Raw genomic sequence first — 23,996 nt, forward strand, 5'->3', positions numbered from 1 at the left:
AATTCGCGTCCCTTTTAAAGAGGCAGCCCGACCCGAGAGGGTCTAGTTTTTTTATTATTTAGCGGAGCACTAACATGATCCAAATGCAAAGTATGCTGGACGCAGCTGATAACTCAGGCGCACGCAGCGTAATGTGTATTAAGGTTCTGGGTGGCTCTCACCGCCGTTATGCACATATCGGTGACGTTATCAAAGTTACTGTTAAGGAAGCAATTCCTCGCGGTAAAGTTAAGAAAGGTGACGTTCTGAAGGCGGTGGTAGTGCGCACCCGTAAAGGCGTACGTCGTCCTGACGGTTCTGTCATTCGCTTCGACCGAAATGCTTGTGTATTGTTGAACGACAACACTGAGCAACCAATCGGTACACGTATCTTTGGTCCTGTGACACGCGAACTTCGTGGCGATAAGTTCATGAAGATCGTTTCACTGGCTCCAGAAGTTCTGTAAGGAGCACGTAGAAATGGCAGCTAAAATCCGTCGTAACGACGAAGTAATCGTTCTTGCTGGTAAAGACAAAGGCAAGAAAGGTAAAGTAACTAAGGTCCTAGCAACTGGTAAAGTTATCGTTGAAGGTATCAACCTTGTTAAGAAACACCAGAAACCTGTTCCTGCACTAGGTATCCAAGGCGGTATCGTAGAGCAAGAAGCAGCTATCGATGTTTCTAACGTGGCGATCTTTAACGCAGCTACTGGTAAAGCTGACCGTATCGGTTTCCGTTTTGAAGATGGTAAGAAAGTTCGTTTCTTTAAGTCTAACAACGAAATCGTTTCTAACTAATAGAAGTAATTTGGAGTTCTACTATGGCGAAACTGCATGATTACTACAAGTCGTCTGTAGTCGCTGAACTGACCAAACAGTTTAGCTACACAAGCGTCATGCAAGTCCCTAGAATCGAGAAAATCACCCTAAACATGGGTGTTGGTGAAGCAATCAACGATAAGAAACTGCTAGAAAACGCAGCTGCTGATATGGCAACGATCTCTGGTCAAAAGCCACTTATCACTAAAGCTCGTAAATCTGTTGCAGGTTTCAAAATCCGTGAAGGCTACCCTATCGGTTGTAAAGTAACCTTGCGTGGCGAACGTATGTGGGAATTTTTAGAGCGTTTAATCTCTATCGCACTTCCACGTGTACGTGACTTCCGTGGTGTTAGCGCTAAGTCTTTTGACGGTCGCGGTAACTACAGCATGGGCGTTCGCGAGCAAATCATCTTCCCGGAAATCGACTTTGATAAAGTTGATCGAGTACGCGGTTTAGACATCACTATTACGACGTCTGCTGGTACTGATGAGGAAGGCCGTGCTCTGCTGGCTGCCTTTAACTTCCCATTCCGTAAGTAAGGTGAAGGGTTACTGTTATGGCTAAAAATTCAATGAAAGCACGTGAAGCAAAACGTGCGAAGCTAGTAGCTAAGTTCGCTGAAAAGCGTGCTGCGCTAAAAGCTATCATCAGCGATGTAAACGCATCTGAAGAAGATCGTTGGAATGCGGTACTTACACTGCAATCTCTTCCACGTGATTCAAGTGCATCACGTCAGCGCAACCGTTGTAACCAAACTGGTCGTCCACACGGTTACCTACGTAAGTTCGGTCTAAGCCGTATTAAGGTTCGTGAAGCTTGCATGAAAGGCGAGATTCCGGGTCTTCGTAAGGCTAGCTGGTAATTGCCACTTAATCATTTGGAGTAAATCATATGAGCATGCAAGATCCGATTTCGGATATGCTGACCCGCGTTCGTAACGGTCAGGCAGCAAACAAAGTTGCTGTTAAAATGCCTTCTTCAAAGCTTAAAGTTGCAATTGCTGCACTACTAAAAGCTGAAGGTTACATCGTTGACTTCGCTGTTGAAGGCGAAGCAAAACCTGAGCTAGAAGTTACACTTAAGTACTTCCAAGCTAAACCAGTAATCGAGCAACTTAAACGTGTTTCTCGTCCAGGTCTACGTGTTTACAAGAAGAAAGATCAACTTCCTTCTGTAATGGGTGGTCTTGGTATTGCTATCGTTTCTACTTCCAAGGGTCTGATGTCAGACCGCGCTGCACGTAAAGCAGGTCTTGGCGGTGAAATCATCTGTTACGTAGCTTAATAGGAGTAGACTATGTCTCGTGTTGCAAAAGCACCTGTCGCTATTCCAGCTGGCGTAGAGGTGAAACTAAACGGCCAAGAAATCACTGTAAAAGGTGCTAAAGGCGAACTGACTCGCGTTCTAAACAACGCTGTAGTTATCGCTCAGGAAGAAAACAACCTAACTTTCGGTCCGAAAGAAGGTGCTGCTAACGCATGGGCACAAGCTGGTACAGCTCGCGCTCTAGTTAACAACATGGTTGTTGGTGTTACTGAAGGCTTTACTAAGAAGCTAACTCTTAAAGGTGTTGGTTACCGTGCTGCTATCAAAGGCAACGCTGTAGGTCTAACACTAGGCTTCTCTCACCCAGTTGAGCACGAGTTGCCAGCGGGTATTAAAGCTGAATGTCCAAGCCAAACTGAAATCATCATCACTGGTTGTGATAAACAACTAGTTGGTCAAGTTGCGGCTGACATTCGTTCTTACCGTCAACCTGAGCCTTACAAAGGCAAAGGTGTTCGTTACGCAGATGAAAATGTGCGTACTAAAGAAGCTAAGAAGAAGTAAGGTAACACTATGGATAAGAAAGCATCTCGCATCCGTCGTGCTACACGCGCACGTCGTAAGATTGCAGAACTGGGTGCGACTCGCCTAGTTGTACACCGTACTCCTCGTCACGTGTACGCACAGGTTATCGCGGCTAATGGCTCTGAGGTTATCGCAGCAGCTTCTACTGTAGAAAAAGCGATCCGTGAGCAAGTGAAATACACTGGTAACGTTGATGCAGCTAAAGCAGTAGGTAAAGCTGTTGCAGAGCGCGCTCTTGAAAAAGGCGTAACTGCAGTTGCATTTGATCGTTCTGGTTTCCAATACCACGGTCGAGTAGCGGCGCTAGCAGAATCTGCTCGCGAAGCTGGTCTGAAATTCTAAGGTAGGGTTGGAAGATGGCTAAAGAACAACAAGTTCAAGCGAATGATTTGCAAGAAAAGCTAATCGCAGTTAACCGCGTTTCTAAAACGGTTAAAGGCGGTCGAATCATGAGCTTCACTGCACTAACAGTAGTTGGTGACGGTAACGGTCGTGTAGGTTTCGGTTACGGCAAAGCTCGTGAAGTACCTGCAGCGATTCAAAAAGCAATGGAAAAAGCGCGTCGTAACATGACTACTATCGCGCTAAACGAAGGCACTCTTCACCACCCAGTGAAAGGTCGCCATTCGGGCTCTAAAGTTTACATGCAGCCTGCTGCAGAAGGTACTGGTGTTATCGCAGGTGGTGCGATGCGTGCAGTACTAGAAGTTGCTGGCGTACACAACGTACTATCTAAAGCATACGGTTCTACGAACCCTATCAACATTGTTCGTGCAACGATCGATGCACTAGGTAGCATGAAGTCGCCAGAAATGGTTGCTGCTAAACGTGGTCTAACTGTTGAAGCTATTTCGGAGTAAGAACACCATGGCAACTATTAAAGTAACTCAAACTAAAAGCTCAATTGGCCGCCTACCAAAGCACAAAGCTACTTTGCGTGGTCTAGGTCTTCGTAAAATCAACCACACAGTAGAACTTGAAGATACTCCGTGCGTACGCGGTATGATCAACAAGGTTTACTACATGGTTAAAGTTGAGGAGTAATCAGAATGCGTTTGAATACTCTTGCACCGGCTGCTGGCTCTAAGCATGCTCCTAAGCGTGTAGGTCGCGGTATCGGTTCTGGCCTAGGTAAAACTGGTGGCCGTGGTCACAAAGGTCAAAAATCACGTTCTGGCGGTAAAGTTCGTCCAGGTTTCGAAGGCGGTCAGATGCCTCTGAAACAACGTCTACCAAAATTCGGTTTCACTTCTCGTAAGAGCCTAGTGTCTGCTGAAGTTCGTCTAGGTGAACTAGCGAAAGTTTCTGGTGACGTGGTAGATCTAAACAGCCTTAAAGCTGCTAACATCATCACTAAGAACATCGAATTCGTTAAAGTTGTTCTTTCTGGTGAAATCAACAAAGCAGTGACTGTTAAAGGTCTACGTGTGACTAAAGGCGCTAAAGCTGCAATCGAAGCTGCAGGCGGTAAAATCGAGGAATAATCTCGAGGAACGAGGTACAGATGGCTAAGAAACCAGGACAAGATTTTCGTAGTGCTCAAAGCGGCTTAAGTGAACTAAAGTCGCGCTTGTTATTCGTAATTGGTGCTCTTTTAGTATTCCGAGCCGGCTCTTTTGTGCCGATTCCTGGTATTGACGCTGCTGTACTTGCCGATTTGTTCGAACAGCAAAAAGGTACCATCGTTGAAATGTTTAACATGTTCTCCGGTGGTGCTCTTGAGCGTGCATCTATACTAGCGTTGGGCATCATGCCGTATATTTCGGCATCTATTGTTGTCCAACTGCTAACTGTAGTTCATCCAGCGTTAGCGGAACTCAAAAAAGAGGGTGAAGCAGGCCGTCGTAAGATCAGCCAATACACACGCTACGGCACGCTTGTACTTGCAACATTCCAAGCTATTGGTATTGCAACTGGCTTACCAAACATGGTCGACAATCTGGTTGTTATGAACCAAACCATGTTTACGCTAATTGCTACCGTAAGTTTAGTAACCGGTACCATGTTCCTAATGTGGTTAGGTGAACAAATTACAGAGCGAGGAATCGGTAATGGTATTTCCATTCTGATTTTTGCAGGTATTGTTGCTGGATTGCCTTCTGCAATCGGTCAAACAATCGAGCAAGCGCGTCAAGGTGAATTGCATGTACTTCTTCTGCTGCTAATCGCGGTATTAGCTTTTGCAGTAATTTACTTCGTTGTTTTCATGGAACGTGGTCAACGCCGAATCGTCGTTAACTACGCTAAGCGTCAACAAGGTCGTAAAGTATTTGCTGCGCAAAGCTCGCATCTGCCACTTAAAATTAATATGGCAGGTGTTATTCCAGCGATTTTTGCATCAAGTATTATCCTGTTCCCAGGAACACTGGCTCAGTGGTTTGGTCAGAACGGTGAGAGCAGCGCGTTCGGTTGGTTAACTGACGTGTCTTTGGCTCTTAGCCCAGGTCAGCCGCTGTATGTAATGCTTTATGCAGCAGCGATTATTTTCTTCTGTTTCTTCTACACGGCGTTGGTTTTCAACCCGCGTGAAACAGCAGATAACTTGAAGAAGTCCGGTGCATTCGTACCCGGTATCCGCCCAGGTGAGCAGACAGCTAAGTACATTGATAAAGTGATGACACGTTTAACCCTAGCGGGTGCACTGTACATTACCTTTATCTGTCTGATTCCCGAGTTCATGATGGTCGCGTGGAACGTACGTTTCTACTTCGGCGGTACATCTCTACTAATCGTAGTAGTTGTTATCATGGACTTTATGGCACAGGTACAGACTCATCTGATGTCTCAACAGTATGATTCTGTGTTGAAGAAAGCGAATCTGAAAGGCTACGGTCGTTAATTCGACGGTAGACTCAGTTTCAATTACGGAGTTTAGCAATGAAAGTTCGTGCTTCCGTTAAAAAAATCTGCCGTAACTGTAAAGTAATCAAGCGCAACGGTGTTGTTCGCGTGATTTGCAGTGAGCCAAAGCACAAACAGCGCCAAGGCTAATTAGCAGAAATTTTTACTTGAAAACGAAGGTTAGGTCGAGTATATTCCTCGGCCTACCTTTTGCGTGCAAAAGAAGTAGTATCCCGCAGCGTATCCATAACGGGCTTTGCTGCGGCTAATTCTTTTATAGAAACACTTAGGAGTGAATAATGGCCCGTATAGCAGGCATTAACATTCCTGATCAAAAACACGCTGTAATCGCTCTAACGGCGATCTACGGCATCGGTAAAACTCGCTCTCAAGCTATCCTAGCTGAAGTGGGTATTGCTGAAGATGTTAAGATCAGTGAACTAACTGAAGAGCAGATCGATCAACTGCGTGATGGTGTAGCTAAGTACACTGTAGAAGGTGATCTACGTCGTGAAGTATCTATGAACATCAAGCGTCTTATGGACCTTGGCTGTTACCGTGGTCTTCGTCATCGTCGCAGTCTACCACTACGTGGACAGCGTACTAAAACCAATGCTCGCACCCGTAAGGGTCCGCGTAAGCCGATCAAGAAATAATCGGGAAGGTAGAGTACAATGGCTAAACAACCAACTCGCGCTCGTAAGCGCGTACGCAAGCAAGTTGCAGATGGCGTTGCGCACATCCATGCTTCTTTCAATAACACAATCGTAACCATTACTGACCGTCAAGGTAATGCTCTAGCTTGGGCTACTGCAGGTGGTTCTGGTTTCCGTGGTTCTCGTAAGTCTACTCCGTTCGCTGCACAGGTTGCCGCTGAGCGTTGTGCTGAAATGGCTAAAGAATACGGTCTAAAGAACTTGGAAGTTATGGTTAAGGGTCCAGGTCCAGGTCGTGAATCTACTGTTCGCGCTCTGAACGCTGCTGGTTTCCGCATCACAAACATCGTTGATGCTACACCAATCCCTCATAACGGTTGTCGTCCACCTAAGAAACGTCGCGTATAACGTTTTTTAGATTACTGGAGAAAGATCATGGCAAGATATTTGGGTCCTAAGCTGAAGCTTAGCCGTCGTGAAGGCACTGACTTATTCCTTAAGTCTGGTGTTCGCGCGATCGATACCAAGTGTAAAATTGATAACGCACCAGGTGTACACGGCGCTCGTCGCGGTCGTCTATCTGAGTATGGCGTTCAGCTTCGTGAGAAGCAAAAAGTTCGTCGTATGTACGGCGTTCTAGAAAAACAATTCCGTAACTACTACAAAGAAGCTGCACGTCTTAAAGGCAACACAGGTGAGAACCTGCTTCAGCTTCTTGAAGGTCGTCTTGATAACGTAGTTTACCGCATGGGCTTTGGCGCAACTCGCGCAGAAGCACGTCAGCTAGTTAGCCACAAAGCTATCCTAGTTAACGGTAAAGTTGTAAACGTTCCTTCTTTCAAAGTAGCGGCTAATGACGTTGTTTCTATCCGCGAGAAAGCTAAACAGCAAGCTCGTATCAAAGCAGCTCTAGAAGTTGCTGAACAACGTGAAAAACCAACTTGGATTGAAGTAGATGGTGGCAAGATGGAAGGTACATTCAAGCGTATGCCTGAGCGTTCTGATCTATCAGCTGACATCAACGAACAATTGATCGTCGAGCTTTACTCTAAGTAAGGTTTAAACTAAAGAGAGGACACAATGCAGGGTTCTGTAACAGAATTTCTTAAGCCACGTCTAGTTGACATCGAACAAATCAGCTCGACTCACGCAAAAGTAACTCTTGAGCCATTAGAGCGTGGCTTTGGTCATACTCTGGGTAATGCACTTCGCCGCATTCTTCTATCTTCTATGCCAGGTTGTGCTGTAACAGAAGTAGAAATCGAAGGCGTACTTCATGAGTACAGCACTAAAGAAGGCGTTCAAGAAGATATTCTTGAAATTCTTCTAAACCTTAAAGGTTTGTCTGTACGCGTTGCCGAAGGCAAAGATGAAGTGTTCATTACTTTGAACAAATCAGGCTCGGGCCCTGTGGTTGCAGGTGACATCACCCATGACGGTGATGTAGAGATCGCTAACCCTGAACACGTTATTTGTCACCTAACGGATGACAACGCTGAGATCGCAATGCGTATCAAAGTAGAACGTGGTCGTGGTTATGTTCCAGCTTCTGCGCGTATCCATAACGAAGAAGATGAGCGTCCAATCGGTCGCCTACTAGTAGATGCTACTTACAGCCCTGTAGACAAAATTGCCTACGCTGTAGAAGCAGCTCGTGTAGAGCAGCGTACTGATCTAGACAAGCTTGTTATCGATATGGAAACGAACGGTACTCTAGAACCTGAGGAAGCAATCCGTCGTGCAGCTACTATCCTAGCTGAACAATTGGATGCGTTCGTAGATCTTCGTGATGTACGTGTACCTGAGGAGAAGGAAGAGAAGCCAGAATTCGATCCGATCCTACTGCGTCCTGTAGACGATCTTGAACTAACAGTTCGCTCTGCTAACTGTCTGAAAGCAGAAGCGATTCACTACATCGGTGATCTAGTACAACGTACTGAGGTTGAGCTACTTAAAACGCCTAACCTTGGTAAAAAATCTCTTACTGAGATTAAAGACGTACTTGCGTCACGTGGTCTGTCTCTGGGCATGCGCCTAGAAAACTGGCCACCTGCATCAATCGCTGAAGATTAATCGATACTAGTTAGAAGGATTAGGTCATGCGCCATCGTAAGAGTGGTCGTCAACTCAACCGCAACAGCTCACATCGTAAAGCGATGTTCAGCAACATGGCTAGCTCTCTAGTACGTCATGAAGTTATCAAGACTACTTTGCCAAAAGCAAAAGAGCTACGTCGCGTAGTTGAGCCTTTGATTACACTAGCTAAGACTGACAGTGTTGCTAACCGTCGTCTAGCATTTGCACGTACTCGTGACAACGAAGTAGTTGCAAAACTGTTTAACGAACTAGGTCCACGTTTTGCTGCTCGTCAGGGCGGTTACACTCGTATCCTAAAAGCTGGCTTCCGTGCTGGTGATAAAGCTCCAATGGCTTACATTGAGCTTGTAGATCGCCCAGCTGCTGAAGAAGCTGCTGAGTAATCTCAGTTCGTAAGAACAAAAAAAGCCGAGCATTAGCTCGGCTTTTTTGTATCTGTCGTATTTGAAAGCGAAACAAATTGAGTTTTCCGTTTCCCCTCTCAACGCTAATCTTCGATAATCGAATCTTTCATCTTAATTTATGTTTAGGCGAAACTTCTTAGTTGTCTGAACCCCATAACCCGCTTAGCGAATTCAACAAACCTTCACTTGCGCCTTGGTCACCTAGATAGCCAAGTATCACTGGTGCAAACTGACTGATCATCGATGGGTCTAAGCCCAGCTTATCGAACGTGCTTTGTACTGCACTTAAACTTTCAATATTACCTAATAAGCTTTGCGCACCATCCAAACTCGACATTCCTGGGATCAGAGATTTTAGTTCACTGCTGTTTTGATCTGACAGTTGGCTTTGTGCCAACGCTAAAAGGGCACCCGTACCGCCGGCTGCTTGTTCGGTCGAAACCGGAAGCTGGCTAGTGAGTAAGTCGGTGAGCGGTGATGATTCCGCATTCATGCCTTGGCTGACCATGTCCATTAAACCTTCTTGGCTTTCTTTATCGGTGACAGCATCAAGAAAAGCGTGGGCTGTACCAATGCTCATTGAAAGCAGTGTTAAGGTGAAGAGTGTTTTACGCATAATACCTCCGTGTGGCTTGCGATTATTATTGTTTATTCACTACTTAAGATAACAGAGACATTAAGGTTGTTGAGCTTAAGTCTGTTTATTTTAGACAAAAAAAGCGGCGCTAGTGAGCGCCGCTTCGAATTTGTATTGAAGAGAGTCTCAATTACAGGATTTCTAGTAGTTCTACTTCGAATACTAGAGCAGCAAATGGAGGGATAGCAGCACCTGCGCCACGCTCACCGTATGCTAGATCTTGTGGGATGTATAGTTTCCACTTAGAACCAACAGGCATTAGTTGAAGTGCTTCAACCCAACCTTTGATTACGCCAGTTACTGGGAACTCAGCTGGTTGACCGCGAGATACAGAGCTGTCGAATACAGTGCCGTCAGTTAGCTCACCGTGGTAGTGAACACGTACTTGAGATGCTGCTGTTGGGATTGCACCAGTACCTTCAGTGATGATTTCGTACTGAAGACCAGACTCAAGAACGTTTACTTCTGGACGTAGAGCGTTGTCTTTTAGGAACGCTTCGCCGTCAGCTGCTGCTGCTTTAGCTGCTTCTTGACGAACTGCTTCTGCACGAGTGTGTAGCTCTTGCAGTGCGTTGTTGATCTCGTCGATTTCGATAGATGGCATGTCACCAGTTAGTGCAGTTGCAATACCAGCAGCGATAGCGTCAACGCTAAGACCTTCTAGACCAGAACCAGCTAGTTGCTGACCCATTTGCAGACCAATACCGTAGCTAGCTTTCTGTTCTGCAGTTTCAAATTTAATTTCAGACATGAATGTCGCTCTTATTAGGAGTGATAAAGGAACAGGATATCAGGTTCGAGCCTCGGTTTAAATGATTGCGCTCGAATGTCGCATTCTGGAGCAGAGGGTGTGACTTATCTCTTACTCCAAGTGAAATTTCTGCTAATTTACGCCTAATTACATTTTACTTTGGCGAAAAACATATACTCTCCGCGCTGGTATTTTTATACTGAGATTAGAAGTATTAAGGGACTCATCAGAATGAATCGTCGCAGAAAGAAAAAGCAGCAAGTCGACCATGTCGAATTGATGAAACAAAAGCTCGCTGCTATCGATTGGAAGCAGCCGTTTAACAAAGAGAAGTGGCAGGAGAGATTGCAGCCAGTCACTCAGTTTTGGCAACGCCTTCCAAAACTACATCAGCGTGCACTAATGGTATTGGTGCCTGTGGTGTTGGTGCTTCTGATCATCCCAGTGCCAAAAGATACTCAAGCACTTATTGATGACACTCAAGTCGAGAATCAACGTGTTGCCATTCAGTTGAATGCGCAAAGTTTAAGTGAGCAGCGTTCAGCGCAAAACTCAGAGCCAAAATCTGAGCAATGGAAAGAGTACACGGTAAAGAACGGTGATACGTTGGCTCAAGTATTCCGTAGCAACCAACTGCCGATGGCGGACTTGAATGCCTTAGTTAAAATTGAAGGCAGCGACAAGCCACTAAGCCGAATCAAGCAGGGGCAATTGGTGCGCTTTAAGCTCGCTGACGATGGCAAATTAGATATGCTTCAGCTTGAGAAAAGTGGCGAGTCGGTGATGTTCTTCCGCTTATCTGATGGCACATTCGGGCGTAATAAATAAGCTAATGATACCCAAGAAGCGCGAATACCTGGGTATACATAAATTGTTAGTGTCTTATTCACCCTTGATGGCGAGCCCACCATATCTATCTGAAGATTAAAGTTAGCAATTGCTCATTGCTGATGTCATTTTGCTGCGCCACCTCGGTGATCGTAGCATTTTTATTATTGATCTGGATGTGATTGGTTTGCATCACAGCTTTTATGTCTTCAAATGACATACCTTTTAATGTGGCAATGGTTTCTATTGAGGAATTATCTACAGCGGCAAATAGGTTTTCAGCAGGGTTACCAGCACCACCTTCTGGCTGTAACATGCTACTACCCAGTAATAAGACACAGACCATCAACACCAGATTACTACCTTGTTTTAAGTGCATCAGAACCAATTTCTTATGCATTAAGACATGACTCATCACTGCTAATGTAAGAATCAAGCCTATCCATTCATGCATTAACACCACTTTTTGCGGCATGATATCGAAGAACAGCATGACGCCTGATACTAAGACCATTAGGCTAGTAACAATGAGAAGCGGAGTGGTTTTCTTTCTTTTGGACATAATACTATCGCCTTTTTATTTCAGAAGGAGAACTATAAAGGCCGGGTAAAATAGCGCTTATCGATTTATGACAATCTTCTTGTCTTTCTTGTCACTTTTATTTGGTGTTGTAACGTTTGAGTGCAGAAGAAAAGGTCGGTAGGCTTTGGTATCCCAGTTCGAGAGCGATATCGGTTGCGCTAAAGCCTTGCATGAGCATTTGATTGGCGCGCTCCATTACGATCATATTCCGCCACTCACCAAACGAGCGATGGAATTGTTTGTAAAACAGTCGGTTTAATGTCCTTTCTGAAGCGCCGCAATGTTTGGCAAAATCTTGCAAAGTAATATTCTTATTTGGTTTAAGGCATACTGTATTGATAAGGGTGCTGAGTCGTTTGTCGCAATGATTTGTGTGAGCTTGAGGGCCTTGTATTTGGCTTAAATATTGTATTTGGTCCCAAAGAACATCGTTATAAGCATGTTGAGTATTGTTGTCGAAGCCAAGGTGATGTTGGGAATACTCATGCATTAATAGAGACCAAAAGTTTGTGACTCTGAGTAACGCTGGTTTTTTCGTTAAGGGCGACGGTGGCGGTTGGTCAAAGAATAGTAAGCTCAATTTGGAGTCTTGAAAGAAGCTTGCTGAGTGCGATTTGTTTGCAGGAATCCAAAGGGCCTGACCATTAACAGCGTAGTAGCTTTTTCCCTCAGTGTGTGATGCGCATAGTCCGCTATGGACATAGACGAGTTGATGCTCTTGGTGACAGTGATTGTCCGTATGTTCTTCTATTTCATAATGCTTTATTTTGTGCTCTATCATATTTCTTCTTTACTAATCTCCAACGAGTGGAAATGGCATTTTTTAGCATTATCGGTAGGAGGATCATTGTCATTCCAATGACGCTTAAAAAATCTGGTATTTCATTGAACCAGTATATGCCAAATAGTGTGACAAATACTAAGCCAGAATATTCAGCGAAAGCAATCTCTCCAGCTGGTGCTTTTTGGTAAGCCAGAACGGCTAAGCCATTGTAGCTTAAAATGCAGCCTGCACTCATAAAAACAAGCGCCAACTCTCTTGCGGCTATGGGTTGCCAAAAGAAGGCAGCTAATAATGTAGAAAGGGGGAGTGAAAATAATGTGGTCCACCATAACGTCGTCACGACGGTCTGTTCGCTGGGTAAACGTCTGACTAATATATTAAATAGCGCGAGGGTTGTTGCCGTACCTAAAGCGAACAAAGCTGCCCAATGAAATTGGTTTGGTCGTAACACAATTAATACGCCAATAAATCCAAAGCCAGTGAGTAATATTTTACCTAATGGTGGCTGCTCTTTTAGTAGCCATACTGATAGTGGCAGCATAAGAAGTGGTGCAGCGTAGAACACGGCATTGGCTGTTGCCAATGGTAAATAGGTTATGGCAACTACCATACAGCCACTCCCGAGCAAAATAAGATGGGCTCGAATCAATGTGATCGGAGTTTGTTTGAGTGTACGTTTGTCCTGCTTTTGTTTTAGATAAAAGGGTAAAATAAGCAGTAGGGCAAAACATTGACGCAGAAATATGTATTGAAATGGTGAGATACCGCCTTCAATCAGTTTGACGGCGACATCGGAGAGTGACGCCGCCAAGTTGCCGATAACCAGTAATAGTAACGCCAGGTGGTGGGGTGACATTTAGCTCACTCGGCGCATATCGACATGCGGGATACCATCTTCAAGGTAGCTTTCGGAAATGACTTCAAAGCCATGACTCGCATAGAAAGCCATCAGGTGTTCTTGTGCGCCGATATCTATCGTTTTACCTGCCCAAAGCTGTTGGCAATGTTGTAGGGCTTGCTCAAGCAGTTCATGTCCAAGGCCACCACCACGAGCGCTTTGTTTGGTTACCACACGGCCGATACTGACATTGTCGTAAGTGGTGCCAGCAGGCAATAGACGAGCGCAGGCAACCAGTTCATTGTCTTTGTAGCCCAATAGGTGAAAAACCCCTTCCAGTGTATCTTTGCCGTCCAGTTCTGGATAAGGACATGTTTGCTCTACCACAAAGACATCAACGCGCAGGCGCAGCATCTCGTAGAGTTGTGTCGTTGTCAGTTGAGAGAAAGGTAGGGCAGTCCAGTTGATCATTTCCAATATCCATTAATGAGCGAATGCAGCTGACTTTACGTCGTTTTCTGCTATTACTCATTAACAATGGTTAATTTTCACTGGTCTTCGCGACAAATCTGGCGATAATGTGCCCTCTTTTTCATCCCACCTGAGGATATTTCCCTGTGAGCAAACAAACTTTTGACCAAGTAGGGCTTAATCCAGCGCTACTAGAGACGCTTGAATCATTGAACTACACCCATATGACGCCAATTCAAGCGTTGAGCTTACCTGCGATTTTGAATCAGCGTGATGTGATTGGTCAGGGTAAAACAGGCTCAGGCAAAACGGCGGCATTTGGTCTGGGCGTATTGTCCAACCTAAATGTGAAGCGCTTCCGTGTACAATCTTTGGTGTTGTGCCCAACGCGTGAACTGGCTGATCAGGTGGCGAAAGAGATCCGTACGTTAGGTCGTGGTATTCACAATATTAAAGTACTGACATTGTGTGGTGGTATGCCAATGGGACCGCAAATCGGTTCATTAGAGCATGGCGCGCATATTCTGGTAGGTACGCCAGGTCGTATCCTTGACCACCTAGAGAGAGGTCGCATTAACCTAGAAGAGCTAAACACGCTGGTTCTAGATGAAGCAGACCGCATGCTGGAAATGGGCTTCCAAGACGCACTCGATGCGATCATTGATGCAGCACCGAAGCAACGTCAAACACTGCTATTCAGTGCGACTTTCCCTGAGAAGATCGAACAGATTGCTCAACGTATTATGCAATCGCCAGAGATGATCAAAGTAGAATCGACACACGATACGTCGAGCATCGCGCAGTACTTTTACAACGTTGAAGGTTCAGAAGCGCGCGATGAAGCTTTGGCGAACCTGCTACTGACGCACCAGCCAGAGTCAGCGGTGGTGTTCTGTAATACCAAGAAAGAAGTTCAGAATGTGGCAGATGAACTGCATCACAAAGGCTTCAGTGTGGTGGACCTTCATGGCGATCTAGAACAACGTGAACGCGACCAAGCTCTGGTACAGTTTGCTAACAAGAGTGTGTCTATCCTTGTTGCAACAGACGTGGCGGCGCGTGGTTTAGACGTCGACAACCTTGATGCAGTCTTTAACTTCGAACTGTCTCGTGATCCTGAAGTACACGTTCACCGTATCGGCCGTACTGGTCGTGCGGGCAGCAAAGGTCTGGCGTTCAGTTTCTTTGGTGAGAAAGATGGTCTACGTGTGGCTCGTATTGAAGAGTACCTAGAGATGGATGTGGTACCAGCAACACTGCCAGCGAAATCAACTCAGCAGCCATACCAAGCGAAGATGGTGACGATTAATATCGATGGCGGTAAGAAACAGAAAGTACGTGCGGGTGACATCCTTGGCTGTTTGACCGGTAAAAATGGTATCACGGGTGCACAAGTGGGTAAGATCCAGCTAATGGCGATGCGTTCTTATGTTGCGGTAGAGAAGTCTGTGGCGAAGAAAGCACTGCAAACCATCAGCAACGGTAAGATGAAAGGTCGTCAATTCCGTGCTCGTATTCTGAAGTAAGCAGAACCTCATTTAATGCAAAGGCGCTCGATATGAGCGCCTTTGTTTTTTCCTGCCTACCTGATCTTATTCATTGCCTTTCTTTAAGCGCGACTTAATGCGGCTAAGACTGATTGCGGTAATCCCCAAGTAAGCGGCAATTTGGCTATCGGTAATACGCTGTTCTAAGTCTGGATAATGCTGACAAAACAGTTGGTAACGCTCTTCTGGTGAGTAGAGCAACATAAAGCGTTCTTTGTTTTCTTTATGCATTAATTGTGCTTCGAGCAGCTTTAAATAGATAGGATGCTTTTCTTCACGCCATTGGTGTAGCACTTCAATTGGCAAGCAAAACAGATGACAAGGTGTCAGCGTTTCTAATAAGTACGGCGATGGCTGATTCTTGATAAGCCCTTCAAAGCCAATCACCCAATCCTTTTCCCAGTAGAACTCTTTACTGAATTCCTTCCCTTTGTCAGTCAGATAACTGGCGTGGCACAAGCCCTCTAATACAAAGTAGATATGAGAGCTGAACTCACCTTGGTGATTGAGAATATGGCGCGTTGGCAACTCTAGCTGTTGCCCATGTTCAATTAGCTGATTCGCTTCGTCTTCGAGGAAGCCATGATTGATTAAGTCAGAAAAAAGATCGCTGTGCATGTGATAACTCAGAAACGGTTTTTCTCATTCTAACGGTTTTTACTGACAACAAAAAAGCGGCTCATGAGAGCCGCTTGAAATCATTGCCAAACTTGCCTTACTTATTCAGGTCAATTTGGTAAATCGCGAAACCAACTTCGTCAGTGGCGACACGTTTCATCGGGTATTGCCCTTTCTCTTTGATGAACTGCGCAGCTTTATCACTTGGTGAGGTTTCAAAACGAACATCAAGTTTGTTATCCGATTTGATTGGTGCGAAAGACCAGTTGTTATCCGCGCTTGGTGTCACTTCGCCTTGCTCTTTACTGATGCGAGAGATGTAAGCGGCCACTACTGAGCGGTTCTCATCTGGAGCATCAAACGCGATGAAGTCCGGACCAGTACCTGGGAAGGTTGCGCTGTAAGCACGGTAGTTGTTAGTAGCGATGATGAAGTCTTGTTTTGGATCAACCGGTTTACCGTTGTAAGTCAGGTTCACGATACGCTGTGAGTCTGGGTTGATCACTTTACAATCCGCATCGTACTTCGGCGGTTGAGTAACATCGATTTGGTAGTTCACACCATCCATCACATCGAAGTTGTAAGTGCGGAAGCTATCCCAGTTAATCAAAGGCTGAGGTTTGGTGCTGTTAACATCAATATGATTGAACTGACCTGCACTACACTCTAGCCATTCGTGAACTTCTTTGCCTTTAACCTTCATCGCTACCAGCGTGTTCGGGTATAGGTAAAGATCCGCGGCATTACGGAAAGTCAGCTGACCTGACTCTACTTCGGTGAAACCATTTGGATCGTCTTTACGTCCGCCGACTTTAAATGGTGCCGCTGCGCTCAATACTGGAATGTCTGCAAGGTCTGGGTCGCCTTGGATAAAGCGTTCCACGTAATCCTTCTGCGCTAGGTTTACGATTTGAATCGTTGGATCATCTTGTACAAGCGCTAGGAAGCTGTACATCACATCATTTGCTTTACCGATTGGCTGGTTGACGAATTCACGTGTGCCTTTATGGTCATCAACAAGTGCATCCACGATGCCTTTATCGGCTTCTGCCAAAGATTTCTTGTTAGCTTTATCGAAGATAGGGCGCGCTTCAGATTGACCTTCAACCACTTGCCACTTGCCGTCTTTTTCTTTCAGCATCAAGTCCATTACGCCAACGTGGCTGCCCCAGCGACCTGGCATGACTGCGGTTACGCCATTAATTGTGCCTTTGGCGTTGTCGACACCTTGCAGCTTGGCAAAGTCTTTACCCGGGAATACGGCGTGAGAGTGACCAAAGGCAATCGCATCAATACCTTCAACTTCTGTGAGGTAGTAAACCGAGTTTTCAGCGCCTAGCTTGTATGGGTCAGTCGAAATGCCCGAGTGTGGAATCGCCACAATCACGTCTGCGCCTTCTTTCTTCATCTGAGGAACCAGCTTTTTCGCTGTCTCAGTGATGTCTTCAGCGAAGACTTTACCTTCTAGATTCTTCTTATCCCATACCATGATTTGCGGTGGTACGAAGCCGATGTAACCCACTTTGATTTCGTGGCTTTGACCATCAGTGTCTTTGAACGTGTGCGTTTTAATGAGGTAAGGTTTGAAGTAGTGCTCACCTGTCTTCTTGTCGAAAACGTTAGCACTAACATAAGGGAAGTTTGCACCGTCGATAGAGTTTTTCAGGAACTCAAGACCGTAGTTGAATTCGTGGTTACCAATGTTACCCACATCGTAATCCAACTGGTTCATCGCTTTGTATACCGGGTGGATTTCGCCAGCGTTAATCCCTTTCGCTGCCATGTAATCGCCCATTGGGCTGCCTTGAATCAAGTCGCCATTGTCGACCAAAACACTGTTCACTGCTTCTTCACGAGCTTGCTTAACCAGTGTCGCTGCACGGCTAAGACCGATTTGCTGAGAAGGCTGATCTTTGTAGTAGTCGTAATCCATCACATTAGTGTGAATGTCGGTGGTTTCGATAATACGTAGCTTAATAGTGTCCGCCATTGCTGGACCTGCAAGCGTCAACATACCGCTTAAAACTGCGACGGATACGGGATTAACTGCCATTTTCATGAGGTGCTCCAATTAAATGGGATAGAGGGGTCGTACAGCGTAATGTAACAAATATTAGTGCAAGCTCAGGCTAAGATGCAGAAAACTGTGAACATTAGGCAATTAAATGCGGAGGAAAGTGTCAGGCTGATGCCTTTTTCACCATTTTGAATGAGACCTAACAAAAGCTTCTTAGCAGTTTTTTGAATAAAAAATGAAATTTTAGAATTTCCGGTAATATAAACCCACCGCCATAATGCCATCCATAACGATATCAATGGATGATGAGCAAGCACATGGCAGTTAACGATTCAGTAACGAATTTCCCAATCAATAAGCCTCGGCTGGTTTCGGATAACCGAGCTGCCGATCTTCCGCGTTTCAGCAAGCAATCTCTTCAACCGGGTGAAGTTGCCCTTGTTGGTGCCGGTCCGGGTGACCCTGAGCTATTAACGCTGAAAGCACTCAACTGCCTACAACAAGCTGAGGTCGTGCTTTACGACTACCTAGTGTCTGACGAGATCATGGCGTTAATTCCAAGCGAAACCATTTTGGTGTGCGTGGGTAAACGTGCTGGGCACCACAGTGTGCCGCAAGAAAAGACCAACCAGCTGCTGGTGGACTTTGCTAAGCAAGGCTACAGAGTGGTGCGCATTAAAGGTGGCGATCCATTTGTGTTTGGCCGCGGTGGTGAAGAACTGGAAGTTTTGGCTGATGCTGGTGTGCGTTTTCAAGTGGTTCCGGGTATTACTGCCGCTGCGGGTGCGACCGCTTATGCCGGTATTCCACTGACGCATCGTGATTATGCGCAGTCAGCACTGTTTGTTACGGGTCATCTGAAAGAAGAAAGTGACGACATGGATTGGTCGACGCTCGCGCGTGGGAATCAGACTTTAGTGATCTACATGGGGCTGATGAAATCACACTATATTCAGAATCAGCTCATCAAACATGGTAGGGCAGCCTCAACCCCTATAGCCATCATCGAGCGCGGTACGCAAATCCAGCAAAAAGTTTTCACCGGAGAACTTTCTCAACTATCTGAATTATCTAAAGAAGCTCAAGCTCCGTCTTTGATTGTTGTCGGCGAAGTTGTGCGTCTGTCTCAAAAGTTGGACTGGTTTTTGTCTAGTACTGAATTCAACAAAAGTGCTATTGCCAGCTCCATATAATTTCAGACCAAAGATTAGGGACAAATGAGCCTTCAAGCTTAAAAAGGAAAGACAAAACATGGACCAACAACGTTTAACTCACCTTAAACAACTCGAAGCGGAGAGTATTCATATCATCCGCGAAGTTGCGGCTGAGTTCGATAACCCAGTCATGATGTATTCGATTGGTAAAGATTCATCAGTCATGTTGCATCTTGCGCGCAAAGCCTTCTACCCAGGCAAAATTCCATTCCCACTACTGCACGTAGATACGGATTGGAAATTCCGCGAGATGATCGAGTTTCGTGATCGTACCGCTGAGAAATACGGCTTTGAGCTTTTGGTTCATAAGAACCCAGAAGGTCTAGCAATGGGTTGTAGCCCATTTGTGCACGGCTCTTCAAAGCATACCGATATCATGAAGACTCAAGGTTTGAAGCAGGCTCTGAACAAGTACGGTTTTGATGCAGCATTCGGTGGTGCACGTCGTGATGAAGAGAAGTCACGTGCAAAAGAGCGCGTTTACTCATTCCGCGATAAGAACCATACCTGGGATCCGAAAAACCAACGTCCAGAGCTTTGGAAAACATACAACGGTCAAGTAAACAAAGGGGAGAGCATTCGTGTGTTCCCACTTTCAAACTGGACTGAGCTGGATATCTGGCAATACATCTACCTAGAAAACATCGAGATCGTACCTCTGTACCTTGCAGACAAGCGACCGGTTGTTGAGCGTGATGGCATGCTGATCATGGTAGACGATGACCGCATGAAGCTAGAGCCAGGTGAAGTGATTGAAGAGAAGAGTGTTCGTTTCCGTACTTTGGGTTGTTACCCGCTGACTGGCGCGATTGAGTCTGAAGCAAACACGCTAACAGGCATCATCGAAGAAATGCTGGTGGCAACCTCAAGTGAACGCCAAGGTCGTGCGATCGACCACGATCAGTCAGGATCGATGGAGCTTAAGAAACGTCAAGGTTACTTCTAAAGGATCTAAGGAAAGATAATGAACAGTGCAGTTGAAGCTCAATTAGCCGAGCTTGGTATTGAAGGCTATTTAAAACAACACCAGTACAAGTCGTTACTTAGATTCCTGACTTGTGGTTCGGTAGATGACGGTAAAAGTACCCTAATCGGTCGCTTACTCCACGACTCAAAACAAATTTATGAAGATCAGCTAGCAGCAGTTCACTCGGATAGCCAACGCGTAGGCACCACGGGTGAAAAGCCAGATTTGGCATTGCTGGTAGATGGTCTACAAGCAGAACGCGAGCAGGGCATCACCATTGATGTGGCTTACCGTTACTTCTCGACGCAGAAACGTAAGTTCATCATTGCTGACACGCCAGGACATGAGCAGTACACGCGTAACATGGCAACAGGTGCATCTACCTGTGATTTAGCTGTGATTTTGGTTGATGCACGTAAAGGTGTGCTGGACCAAACGCGTCGTCACTCATTCATTTCTAACCTACTGGGTTTGAAACACTTCGTCGTTGCTATCAACAAAATGGACTTGGTGGATTACTCACAAGAACGTTTTGAAGAGATCCGCGATGAGTACCTGCAGTTCTCAGAAAACCTAGCGGGTGAGACGGATATCCAAATCATTCCGTTGTCAGCGCTAGAAGGCGACAACGTAGTAGAGAAAGGACAGAACTTAAGCTGGTTTGAAGGTCCATCTTTGCTTGAGCTACTTGAGACTGTGGATGTTGACCACGAGAAAGGCGAAGGCGACTTCCGTTTCCCTGTTCAGTATGTAAACCGTCCTAACCTTGATTTCCGTGGGTTTGCGGGCACGATTTCATCAGGCTCAGTGAAAGTAGGTGATGCGATCAAGGCGCTGCCATCAGGCAAAACCTCAACCGTTGCACGCATCGTGACCTTTGATGGCGATGTACAGGAAGCACAAGCAGGTCTGGCTGTTACGCTGACTCTGAATGACGAAATTGATATCAGTCGTGGTGATTTGCTGGTGCTGGAAAATGCACAAGTGGAATCAACCAACCACTTGTTGGCTGACGTAGTGTGGATGACAGAGCAACCGCTGCAACCAGGTCGTGATTACGACATTAAGATTGCTGGTAAGAAGACGGTTGGTCACGTTGAAGCGATTCGTCATCAGTACGACATCAACAATCTTTCGACTCACGGTGCAGCTGAATTGCCACTCAACGGCATTGGTTTGTGTGAGTGGTCGCTGAACGAATCTGTCGCATTGGATAACTACCAAGATTGTGCCGATACCGGCGGCTTCATCATCATCGATCGTCTAACCAATGTAACAGTAGGTGCCGGCATGGTGAAAGAAAGTTTGGCGGCTGTTGAGCGTGGTCTTGCGGATGTTTCAGCGTTCGAACTTGAACTCAATGCTTTGGTTCGTAAGCACTTCCCACATTGGGAAGCTAAAGATCTGAGCCAGTTATTGAAGAAGTAATTGGTTCACCTAGCCTGACTGGATTGCGAAACCCGTCAGGCTGATTTCCCCCGAATCCAGAATGCTCCGGAAGCCCAAGAAACCGAGCATTCTGGCGTTCTTTTTCGCTTGCTTTGCTTTTTTGTCTGGTTACTCGTTTGTCACTCCGTGCAGCTAAGTTTGCACGAGTCGTTGTTGTGCCCGTATCGGGTTTATTGGTAAGGATTGGCTATGTGGGAACAAGGATTTGTATTAGCGATTTTGCTTGGCATTATCACTTGTTTACTCGTAACCAAAATTAAACCAAGTTACGTATTTGCTGGAGCCGCTTTCATCGCCTTTATGGCGGGGATGATTGAGCTCAATACCATTGCGGCAAACTTTACTAATTCTTCACTTCTGACCCTAGTGCTGCTGATCCTCGCATCGAGCGCATTAGAAAAAACCTTATTGATCAGTTGGGTCAGTCGCAGTATTTCTGAAGGCCATCTCGGCAGTGTGATTGCCAAGTTGGGCTTTTCTACCGCTTTACTTTCCTCTTTCACGAATAACACCGCGGTTGTGGTGTCATTAATTGGCGCGATTAAACGCAACCAACAACATGCGCCTTCTAAGCTTTTGATTCCGCTTTCTTATGCGGCGATTTTTGGCGGTACGTTGACATTGATTGGTACCTCGACCAATTTAATCATCAACAGTTTTGTTGAAGATGCCGGCCTGCCAAGTTTGAGCTTCTTTACTCCAACCATGATTGGCTTAGCGGTGTTGGTGGGTGGTGTGCTTATTCTTATTCCGCTGAGTTATCTGTTGCCCAATTACGATGACCAAAGCCAAGAAGATTTACCTTACTTTCTAGAATCTCGTGTTGAGCCTGGTTCACCTTTGGTTGGTCGTACTATTACCGAAAATAACCTGCGTGCCCTGAGAAAGTTGTTCCTTGCTGAAGTAATTCGCGATGGTGTGACGGTTCCGTCTGTTGGACCTGATTTTGTCCTCAACGCTAAAGACCGGCTGCTGTTCTGTGGCGATGTAGAGAGTGTCGCAACATTGCAAGAAATTCCAGGTTTAACGCTGTTTGGCCATCAGCACCTTAACGGACAGAACTTCATTGAAGTGGTAGTCAGCTCATCGGCGACCTTCTGTCATAAAACCCTGAAAGAGAGCCGCTTCCGTGACCGTTTTGATGCGGTGGTTGTGGCGATTCGTCGTGGCCATGAACGTCTTGAAGGAGGCTTAGGTAACATCACTTTAGCTGCGGGCGATACGTTAGTTTTGGTACCCGGTAAGCGCTTTGAGACGGAACGCCGTGCTCACCGTAAAGAGTTTGTGTTGGTGAACGATCTGGATTCCAGCGCGCGTTTAGACGCCAACAAATCGGCTTTGGTGTTATTTGGCTTTGCCGCTGTGATTGGCTGTGCGTTGCTAGAGCTCGTACCGATTATCAAAGGTCTGGCAGCTTATCTGATTGCGCTACTTGCTTTTGGTGTGATTCAACTTTCCGAACTTCGTCGCCGCTTCCCAATCGATATTGTGGTGATTGTGGGCTCGGCGTTGTCTATCGCCCAGTTGATGATTACATCCGGTTTATCAGTGCGAATGGGCGATATGTTTATTGAAGCATTTAATGGCTGGGGTGTGTTTGGTGCGCTAGTCGCCACTTACATTATGACCTTAGTGCTAACTGAGCTCGTGACCAACAATGCAGCGGCGGCGCTGTCTTTCCCTATTGGCTACAGCATGGCGGTAGGTTATGGCGTTGACCCAATGCCTTTCATTATGGCGGTGCTGTTTGGCGCCAGTGCCAGTTTTATTTCTCCTTACGGATACCAAACCAATTTGTTGGTATACAGCGTAGGGAATTACAAATTGACCGATTATGTGCGAATTGGCGTGCCGATTTCCATCGTGTATTCAGTGCTAGTACTGACGCTGATTCCGGTCTTCTTTCCGTTTTAATCTGTAAATTTACAAGGATACGTTATGACTGCCGAAACTCCGGTAAAAGATGAAAACATCGTTTGGCATCAGCACTCGGTTGATAAACAGTTTCGTGCTGGATTAAAAAAGCAGAAGCCTGCGGTACTTTGGTTTACTGGGCTATCTGGCGCGGGCAAATCAACGGTGGCAGGTGCATTGGAAAATCGCTTAGCCGAATTGGGTTATCACACTTATTTACTTGATGGCGACAATGTTCGTCATGGCTTGTGTAGCGACTTAGGCTTTTCTGAGCAAGACCGTCGCGAGAACATTCGTCGTATTGGTGAACTGGCGAAACTGATGGCAGACGCGGGTTTGATTGTTCTGTCGGCATTTATTTCTCCTCACCGTGCAGAGCGTCAATTGGTGCGTGATCTGTTGCCAGAGGGCGAGTTTATTGAAGTGTTCGTCAATGCTTCTTTAGAAGTGTGTGAAGGTCGCGATCCGAAAGGCTTGTACAAAAAAGCACGCGCAGGAGAAATCCCGAATTTCACCGGTATTGACTCTGAATACCAAGCTCCAGCAAGCCCAGAAATTGATTTGCCAGCCGGCGAAAAGAGTGTCGAAGAGCTGGTGGAGTTGTGTTTAATCGACCTTAGACAACGCGGTGTGATCCGATAAAAAAGCATTTGGATCATAGGTGGCCAAAAAGTCACTGAGCAGTTAAAAGAGCTTTTGGATCATAGGTGACCAAAAGCTCTTTTTTA

Annotated in this window: 32 protein-coding genes and 1 pseudogene; 24 read left to right on the forward strand and 9 right to left on the reverse strand. The window is 45.9% G+C overall.

Annotation, left to right across the window (positions count from 1 at the left end; all coding sequences use genetic code 11):
* Positions 1–74 precede the first annotated feature (74 nt).
* The 17 genes from rplN (at position 75) to rplQ (ending at position 8,629) form a co-directional block, all read left to right on the forward strand.
* Positions 75–446, forward strand: coding sequence for a 50S ribosomal protein L14 (gene rplN, locus A8140_RS01865; protein WP_004410450.1), 372 nt, complete (start codon positions 75–77; stop codon positions 444–446).
* A 13-nt stretch (positions 447–459) separates the two neighbouring features.
* The gene (gene rplX / locus A8140_RS01870) at positions 460–777 is read left to right on the forward strand and encodes a 50S ribosomal protein L24 (RefSeq protein ID WP_005435084.1); all 318 of its coding nucleotides are present in this window, start codon (positions 460–462) and stop codon (positions 775–777) included.
* Between the two features lie 23 nt (positions 778–800).
* The gene (rplE, locus tag A8140_RS01875; RefSeq protein WP_005528536.1) at positions 801–1,340 is read left to right on the forward strand and encodes a 50S ribosomal protein L5; all 540 of its coding nucleotides are present in this window, start codon (positions 801–803) and stop codon (positions 1,338–1,340) included.
* Positions 1,341–1,357: 17 nt separating this feature from the next.
* Positions 1,358–1,663, forward strand: coding sequence for a 30S ribosomal protein S14 (gene rpsN, locus A8140_RS01880; protein ID WP_004410442.1), 306 nt, complete (start codon positions 1,358–1,360; stop codon positions 1,661–1,663).
* A gap of 29 nt (positions 1,664–1,692) precedes the next feature.
* Positions 1,693–2,085: a 30S ribosomal protein S8 gene (gene rpsH / locus A8140_RS01885; RefSeq protein ID WP_005450567.1), complete on the forward strand. Its 393-nt coding sequence runs from the start codon at positions 1,693–1,695 to the stop codon at positions 2,083–2,085.
* Between the two features lie 12 nt (positions 2,086–2,097).
* The gene (gene rplF, locus A8140_RS01890; RefSeq protein ID WP_005528537.1) at positions 2,098–2,631 is read left to right on the forward strand and encodes a 50S ribosomal protein L6; all 534 of its coding nucleotides are present in this window, start codon (positions 2,098–2,100) and stop codon (positions 2,629–2,631) included.
* A gap of 9 nt (positions 2,632–2,640) precedes the next feature.
* On the forward strand, positions 2,641–2,994 hold the full coding sequence (gene rplR, locus A8140_RS01895) for a 50S ribosomal protein L18 (protein ID WP_005435088.1): 354 nt from the start codon (positions 2,641–2,643) through the stop codon (positions 2,992–2,994).
* Positions 2,995–3,008: 14 nt separating this feature from the next.
* Positions 3,009–3,512, forward strand: a complete 504-nt coding sequence (rpsE, locus tag A8140_RS01900) for a 30S ribosomal protein S5 (protein ID WP_005435090.1) — start codon at positions 3,009–3,011, stop codon at positions 3,510–3,512.
* Between the two features lie 7 nt (positions 3,513–3,519).
* Positions 3,520–3,696, forward strand: a complete 177-nt coding sequence (rpmD, locus tag A8140_RS01905) for a 50S ribosomal protein L30 (RefSeq protein WP_000201159.1) — start codon at positions 3,520–3,522, stop codon at positions 3,694–3,696.
* 5 nt (positions 3,697–3,701) lie between these two features.
* The gene (gene rplO, locus A8140_RS01910) at positions 3,702–4,136 is read left to right on the forward strand and encodes a 50S ribosomal protein L15 (RefSeq protein WP_005528539.1); all 435 of its coding nucleotides are present in this window, start codon (positions 3,702–3,704) and stop codon (positions 4,134–4,136) included.
* Positions 4,137–4,156: 20 nt separating this feature from the next.
* On the forward strand, positions 4,157–5,491 hold the full coding sequence (gene secY, locus A8140_RS01915) for a preprotein translocase subunit SecY (RefSeq protein WP_005435093.1): 1,335 nt from the start codon (positions 4,157–4,159) through the stop codon (positions 5,489–5,491).
* A gap of 38 nt (positions 5,492–5,529) precedes the next feature.
* Positions 5,530–5,643 (forward strand): 50S ribosomal protein L36, encoded by a 114-nt coding sequence (gene rpmJ, locus A8140_RS01920; protein ID WP_000868186.1) that lies wholly within the window; start codon positions 5,530–5,532, stop codon positions 5,641–5,643.
* Positions 5,644–5,792: 149 nt separating this feature from the next.
* A complete protein-coding gene (gene rpsM, locus A8140_RS01925) occupies positions 5,793–6,149 on the forward strand; it encodes a 30S ribosomal protein S13 (RefSeq protein WP_005450559.1) in 357 nt (118 codons plus the stop codon).
* Positions 6,150–6,167: 18 nt separating this feature from the next.
* On the forward strand, positions 6,168–6,557 hold the full coding sequence (rpsK, locus tag A8140_RS01930) for a 30S ribosomal protein S11 (protein WP_001118870.1): 390 nt from the start codon (positions 6,168–6,170) through the stop codon (positions 6,555–6,557).
* Between the two features lie 27 nt (positions 6,558–6,584).
* Positions 6,585–7,205 (forward strand): 30S ribosomal protein S4, encoded by a 621-nt coding sequence (gene rpsD, locus A8140_RS01935; protein ID WP_005383146.1) that lies wholly within the window; start codon positions 6,585–6,587, stop codon positions 7,203–7,205.
* A 24-nt stretch (positions 7,206–7,229) separates the two neighbouring features.
* Entirely contained in the window at positions 7,230–8,222 is a 993-nt protein-coding gene (locus A8140_RS01940) for a DNA-directed RNA polymerase subunit alpha (RefSeq protein ID WP_005528540.1), read from the forward strand.
* A 26-nt stretch (positions 8,223–8,248) separates the two neighbouring features.
* A complete protein-coding gene (gene rplQ, locus A8140_RS01945; RefSeq protein WP_005383141.1) occupies positions 8,249–8,629 on the forward strand; it encodes a 50S ribosomal protein L17 in 381 nt (126 codons plus the stop codon).
* Positions 8,630–8,786: 157 nt separating this feature from the next.
* Here rplQ and A8140_RS01950 read toward each other — a convergent pair whose 3' ends face one another.
* Together A8140_RS01950 and A8140_RS01955 are read right to left on the reverse strand one after the other, a co-directional pair.
* Positions 8,787–9,266: a DUF2780 domain-containing protein gene (locus A8140_RS01950; protein ID WP_005528541.1), complete on the reverse strand. Its 480-nt coding sequence runs from the start codon at positions 9,264–9,266 to the stop codon at positions 8,787–8,789.
* A gap of 151 nt (positions 9,267–9,417) precedes the next feature.
* Entirely contained in the window at positions 9,418–10,038 is a 621-nt protein-coding gene (locus tag A8140_RS01955) for an FKBP-type peptidyl-prolyl cis-trans isomerase (RefSeq protein ID WP_005528542.1), read from the reverse strand.
* A 231-nt stretch (positions 10,039–10,269) separates the two neighbouring features.
* Between A8140_RS01955 and A8140_RS01960 the strand changes: the two genes are divergently transcribed.
* Positions 10,270–10,866 carry a LysM-like peptidoglycan-binding domain-containing protein gene (locus A8140_RS01960; RefSeq protein WP_005528543.1) on the forward strand — a complete coding sequence of 199 codons (597 nt, stop codon included), beginning with the start codon at positions 10,270–10,272 and terminating at the stop codon, positions 10,864–10,866.
* 85 nt (positions 10,867–10,951) lie between these two features.
* Here A8140_RS01960 and A8140_RS01965 read toward each other — a convergent pair whose 3' ends face one another.
* From A8140_RS01965 to A8140_RS01980, 5 genes and pseudogenes are all read right to left on the reverse strand, one after another.
* Positions 10,952–11,428: a DUF4405 domain-containing protein gene (locus tag A8140_RS01965; RefSeq protein WP_005528544.1), complete on the reverse strand. Its 477-nt coding sequence runs from the start codon at positions 11,426–11,428 to the stop codon at positions 10,952–10,954.
* 97 nt (positions 11,429–11,525) lie between these two features.
* On the reverse strand, positions 11,526–11,750 hold the full coding sequence (locus tag A8140_RS25495) for a helix-turn-helix domain-containing protein (protein ID WP_227740689.1): 225 nt from the start codon (positions 11,748–11,750) through the stop codon (positions 11,526–11,528).
* Positions 11,751–12,062: 312 nt separating this feature from the next.
* Positions 12,063–12,230 (reverse strand): annotated as a pseudogene (locus A8140_RS25500) (AraC family ligand binding domain-containing protein); the annotation flags it as partial.
* On the reverse strand, positions 12,202–13,089 hold the full coding sequence (locus tag A8140_RS01975; RefSeq protein ID WP_038862675.1) for a DMT family transporter: 888 nt from the start codon (positions 13,087–13,089) through the stop codon (positions 12,202–12,204). The pseudogene A8140_RS25500 and the gene A8140_RS01975, both read right to left, overlap by 29 nt.
* Positions 13,090–13,542 carry a GNAT family N-acetyltransferase gene (locus tag A8140_RS01980; RefSeq protein WP_005528546.1) on the reverse strand — a complete coding sequence of 151 codons (453 nt, stop codon included), beginning with the start codon at positions 13,540–13,542 and terminating at the stop codon, positions 13,090–13,092.
* 146 nt (positions 13,543–13,688) lie between these two features.
* On the opposite strand from A8140_RS01980, the gene dbpA reads away from it, so the two are divergent.
* Positions 13,689–15,068 carry an ATP-dependent RNA helicase DbpA gene (gene dbpA / locus A8140_RS01985; protein WP_005528547.1) on the forward strand — a complete coding sequence of 460 codons (1,380 nt, stop codon included), beginning with the start codon at positions 13,689–13,691 and terminating at the stop codon, positions 15,066–15,068.
* A 66-nt stretch (positions 15,069–15,134) separates the two neighbouring features.
* Here dbpA and A8140_RS01990 read toward each other — a convergent pair whose 3' ends face one another.
* Both A8140_RS01990 and cpdB read right to left on the reverse strand, forming a co-directional pair.
* Positions 15,135–15,707, reverse strand: a complete 573-nt coding sequence (locus tag A8140_RS01990; RefSeq protein ID WP_005528548.1) for a Crp/Fnr family transcriptional regulator — start codon at positions 15,705–15,707, stop codon at positions 15,135–15,137.
* Positions 15,708–15,804: 97 nt separating this feature from the next.
* Positions 15,805–17,766, reverse strand: coding sequence for a 2',3'-cyclic-nucleotide 2'-phosphodiesterase (gene cpdB / locus A8140_RS01995; RefSeq protein ID WP_038862672.1), 1,962 nt, complete (start codon positions 17,764–17,766; stop codon positions 15,805–15,807).
* A gap of 275 nt (positions 17,767–18,041) precedes the next feature.
* On the opposite strand from cpdB, the gene cobA reads away from it, so the two are divergent.
* From cobA to cysC, 5 genes are all read left to right on the forward strand, one after another.
* On the forward strand, positions 18,042–18,917 hold the full coding sequence (gene cobA / locus A8140_RS02000) for a uroporphyrinogen-III C-methyltransferase (protein WP_005528549.1): 876 nt from the start codon (positions 18,042–18,044) through the stop codon (positions 18,915–18,917).
* Between the two features lie 58 nt (positions 18,918–18,975).
* Positions 18,976–19,884 carry a sulfate adenylyltransferase subunit CysD gene (gene cysD / locus A8140_RS02005; RefSeq protein WP_005430587.1) on the forward strand — a complete coding sequence of 303 codons (909 nt, stop codon included), beginning with the start codon at positions 18,976–18,978 and terminating at the stop codon, positions 19,882–19,884.
* An 18-nt stretch (positions 19,885–19,902) separates the two neighbouring features.
* Positions 19,903–21,333 carry a sulfate adenylyltransferase subunit CysN gene (cysN, locus tag A8140_RS02010; protein WP_005528550.1) on the forward strand — a complete coding sequence of 477 codons (1,431 nt, stop codon included), beginning with the start codon at positions 19,903–19,905 and terminating at the stop codon, positions 21,331–21,333.
* A gap of 210 nt (positions 21,334–21,543) precedes the next feature.
* Positions 21,544–23,268 (forward strand): SLC13 family permease, encoded by a 1,725-nt coding sequence (locus tag A8140_RS02015; RefSeq protein WP_005528556.1) that lies wholly within the window; start codon positions 21,544–21,546, stop codon positions 23,266–23,268.
* 24 nt (positions 23,269–23,292) lie between these two features.
* Positions 23,293–23,910 (forward strand): adenylyl-sulfate kinase, encoded by a 618-nt coding sequence (gene cysC, locus A8140_RS02020; RefSeq protein WP_005430514.1) that lies wholly within the window; start codon positions 23,293–23,295, stop codon positions 23,908–23,910.
* The last annotated feature ends 86 nt before the right edge of the window (positions 23,911–23,996 follow it).

This window comes from Vibrio campbellii CAIM 519 = NBRC 15631 = ATCC 25920 (assembly GCF_002163755.1).
GTDB lineage: Bacteria > Pseudomonadota > Gammaproteobacteria > Enterobacterales > Vibrionaceae > Vibrio > Vibrio campbellii.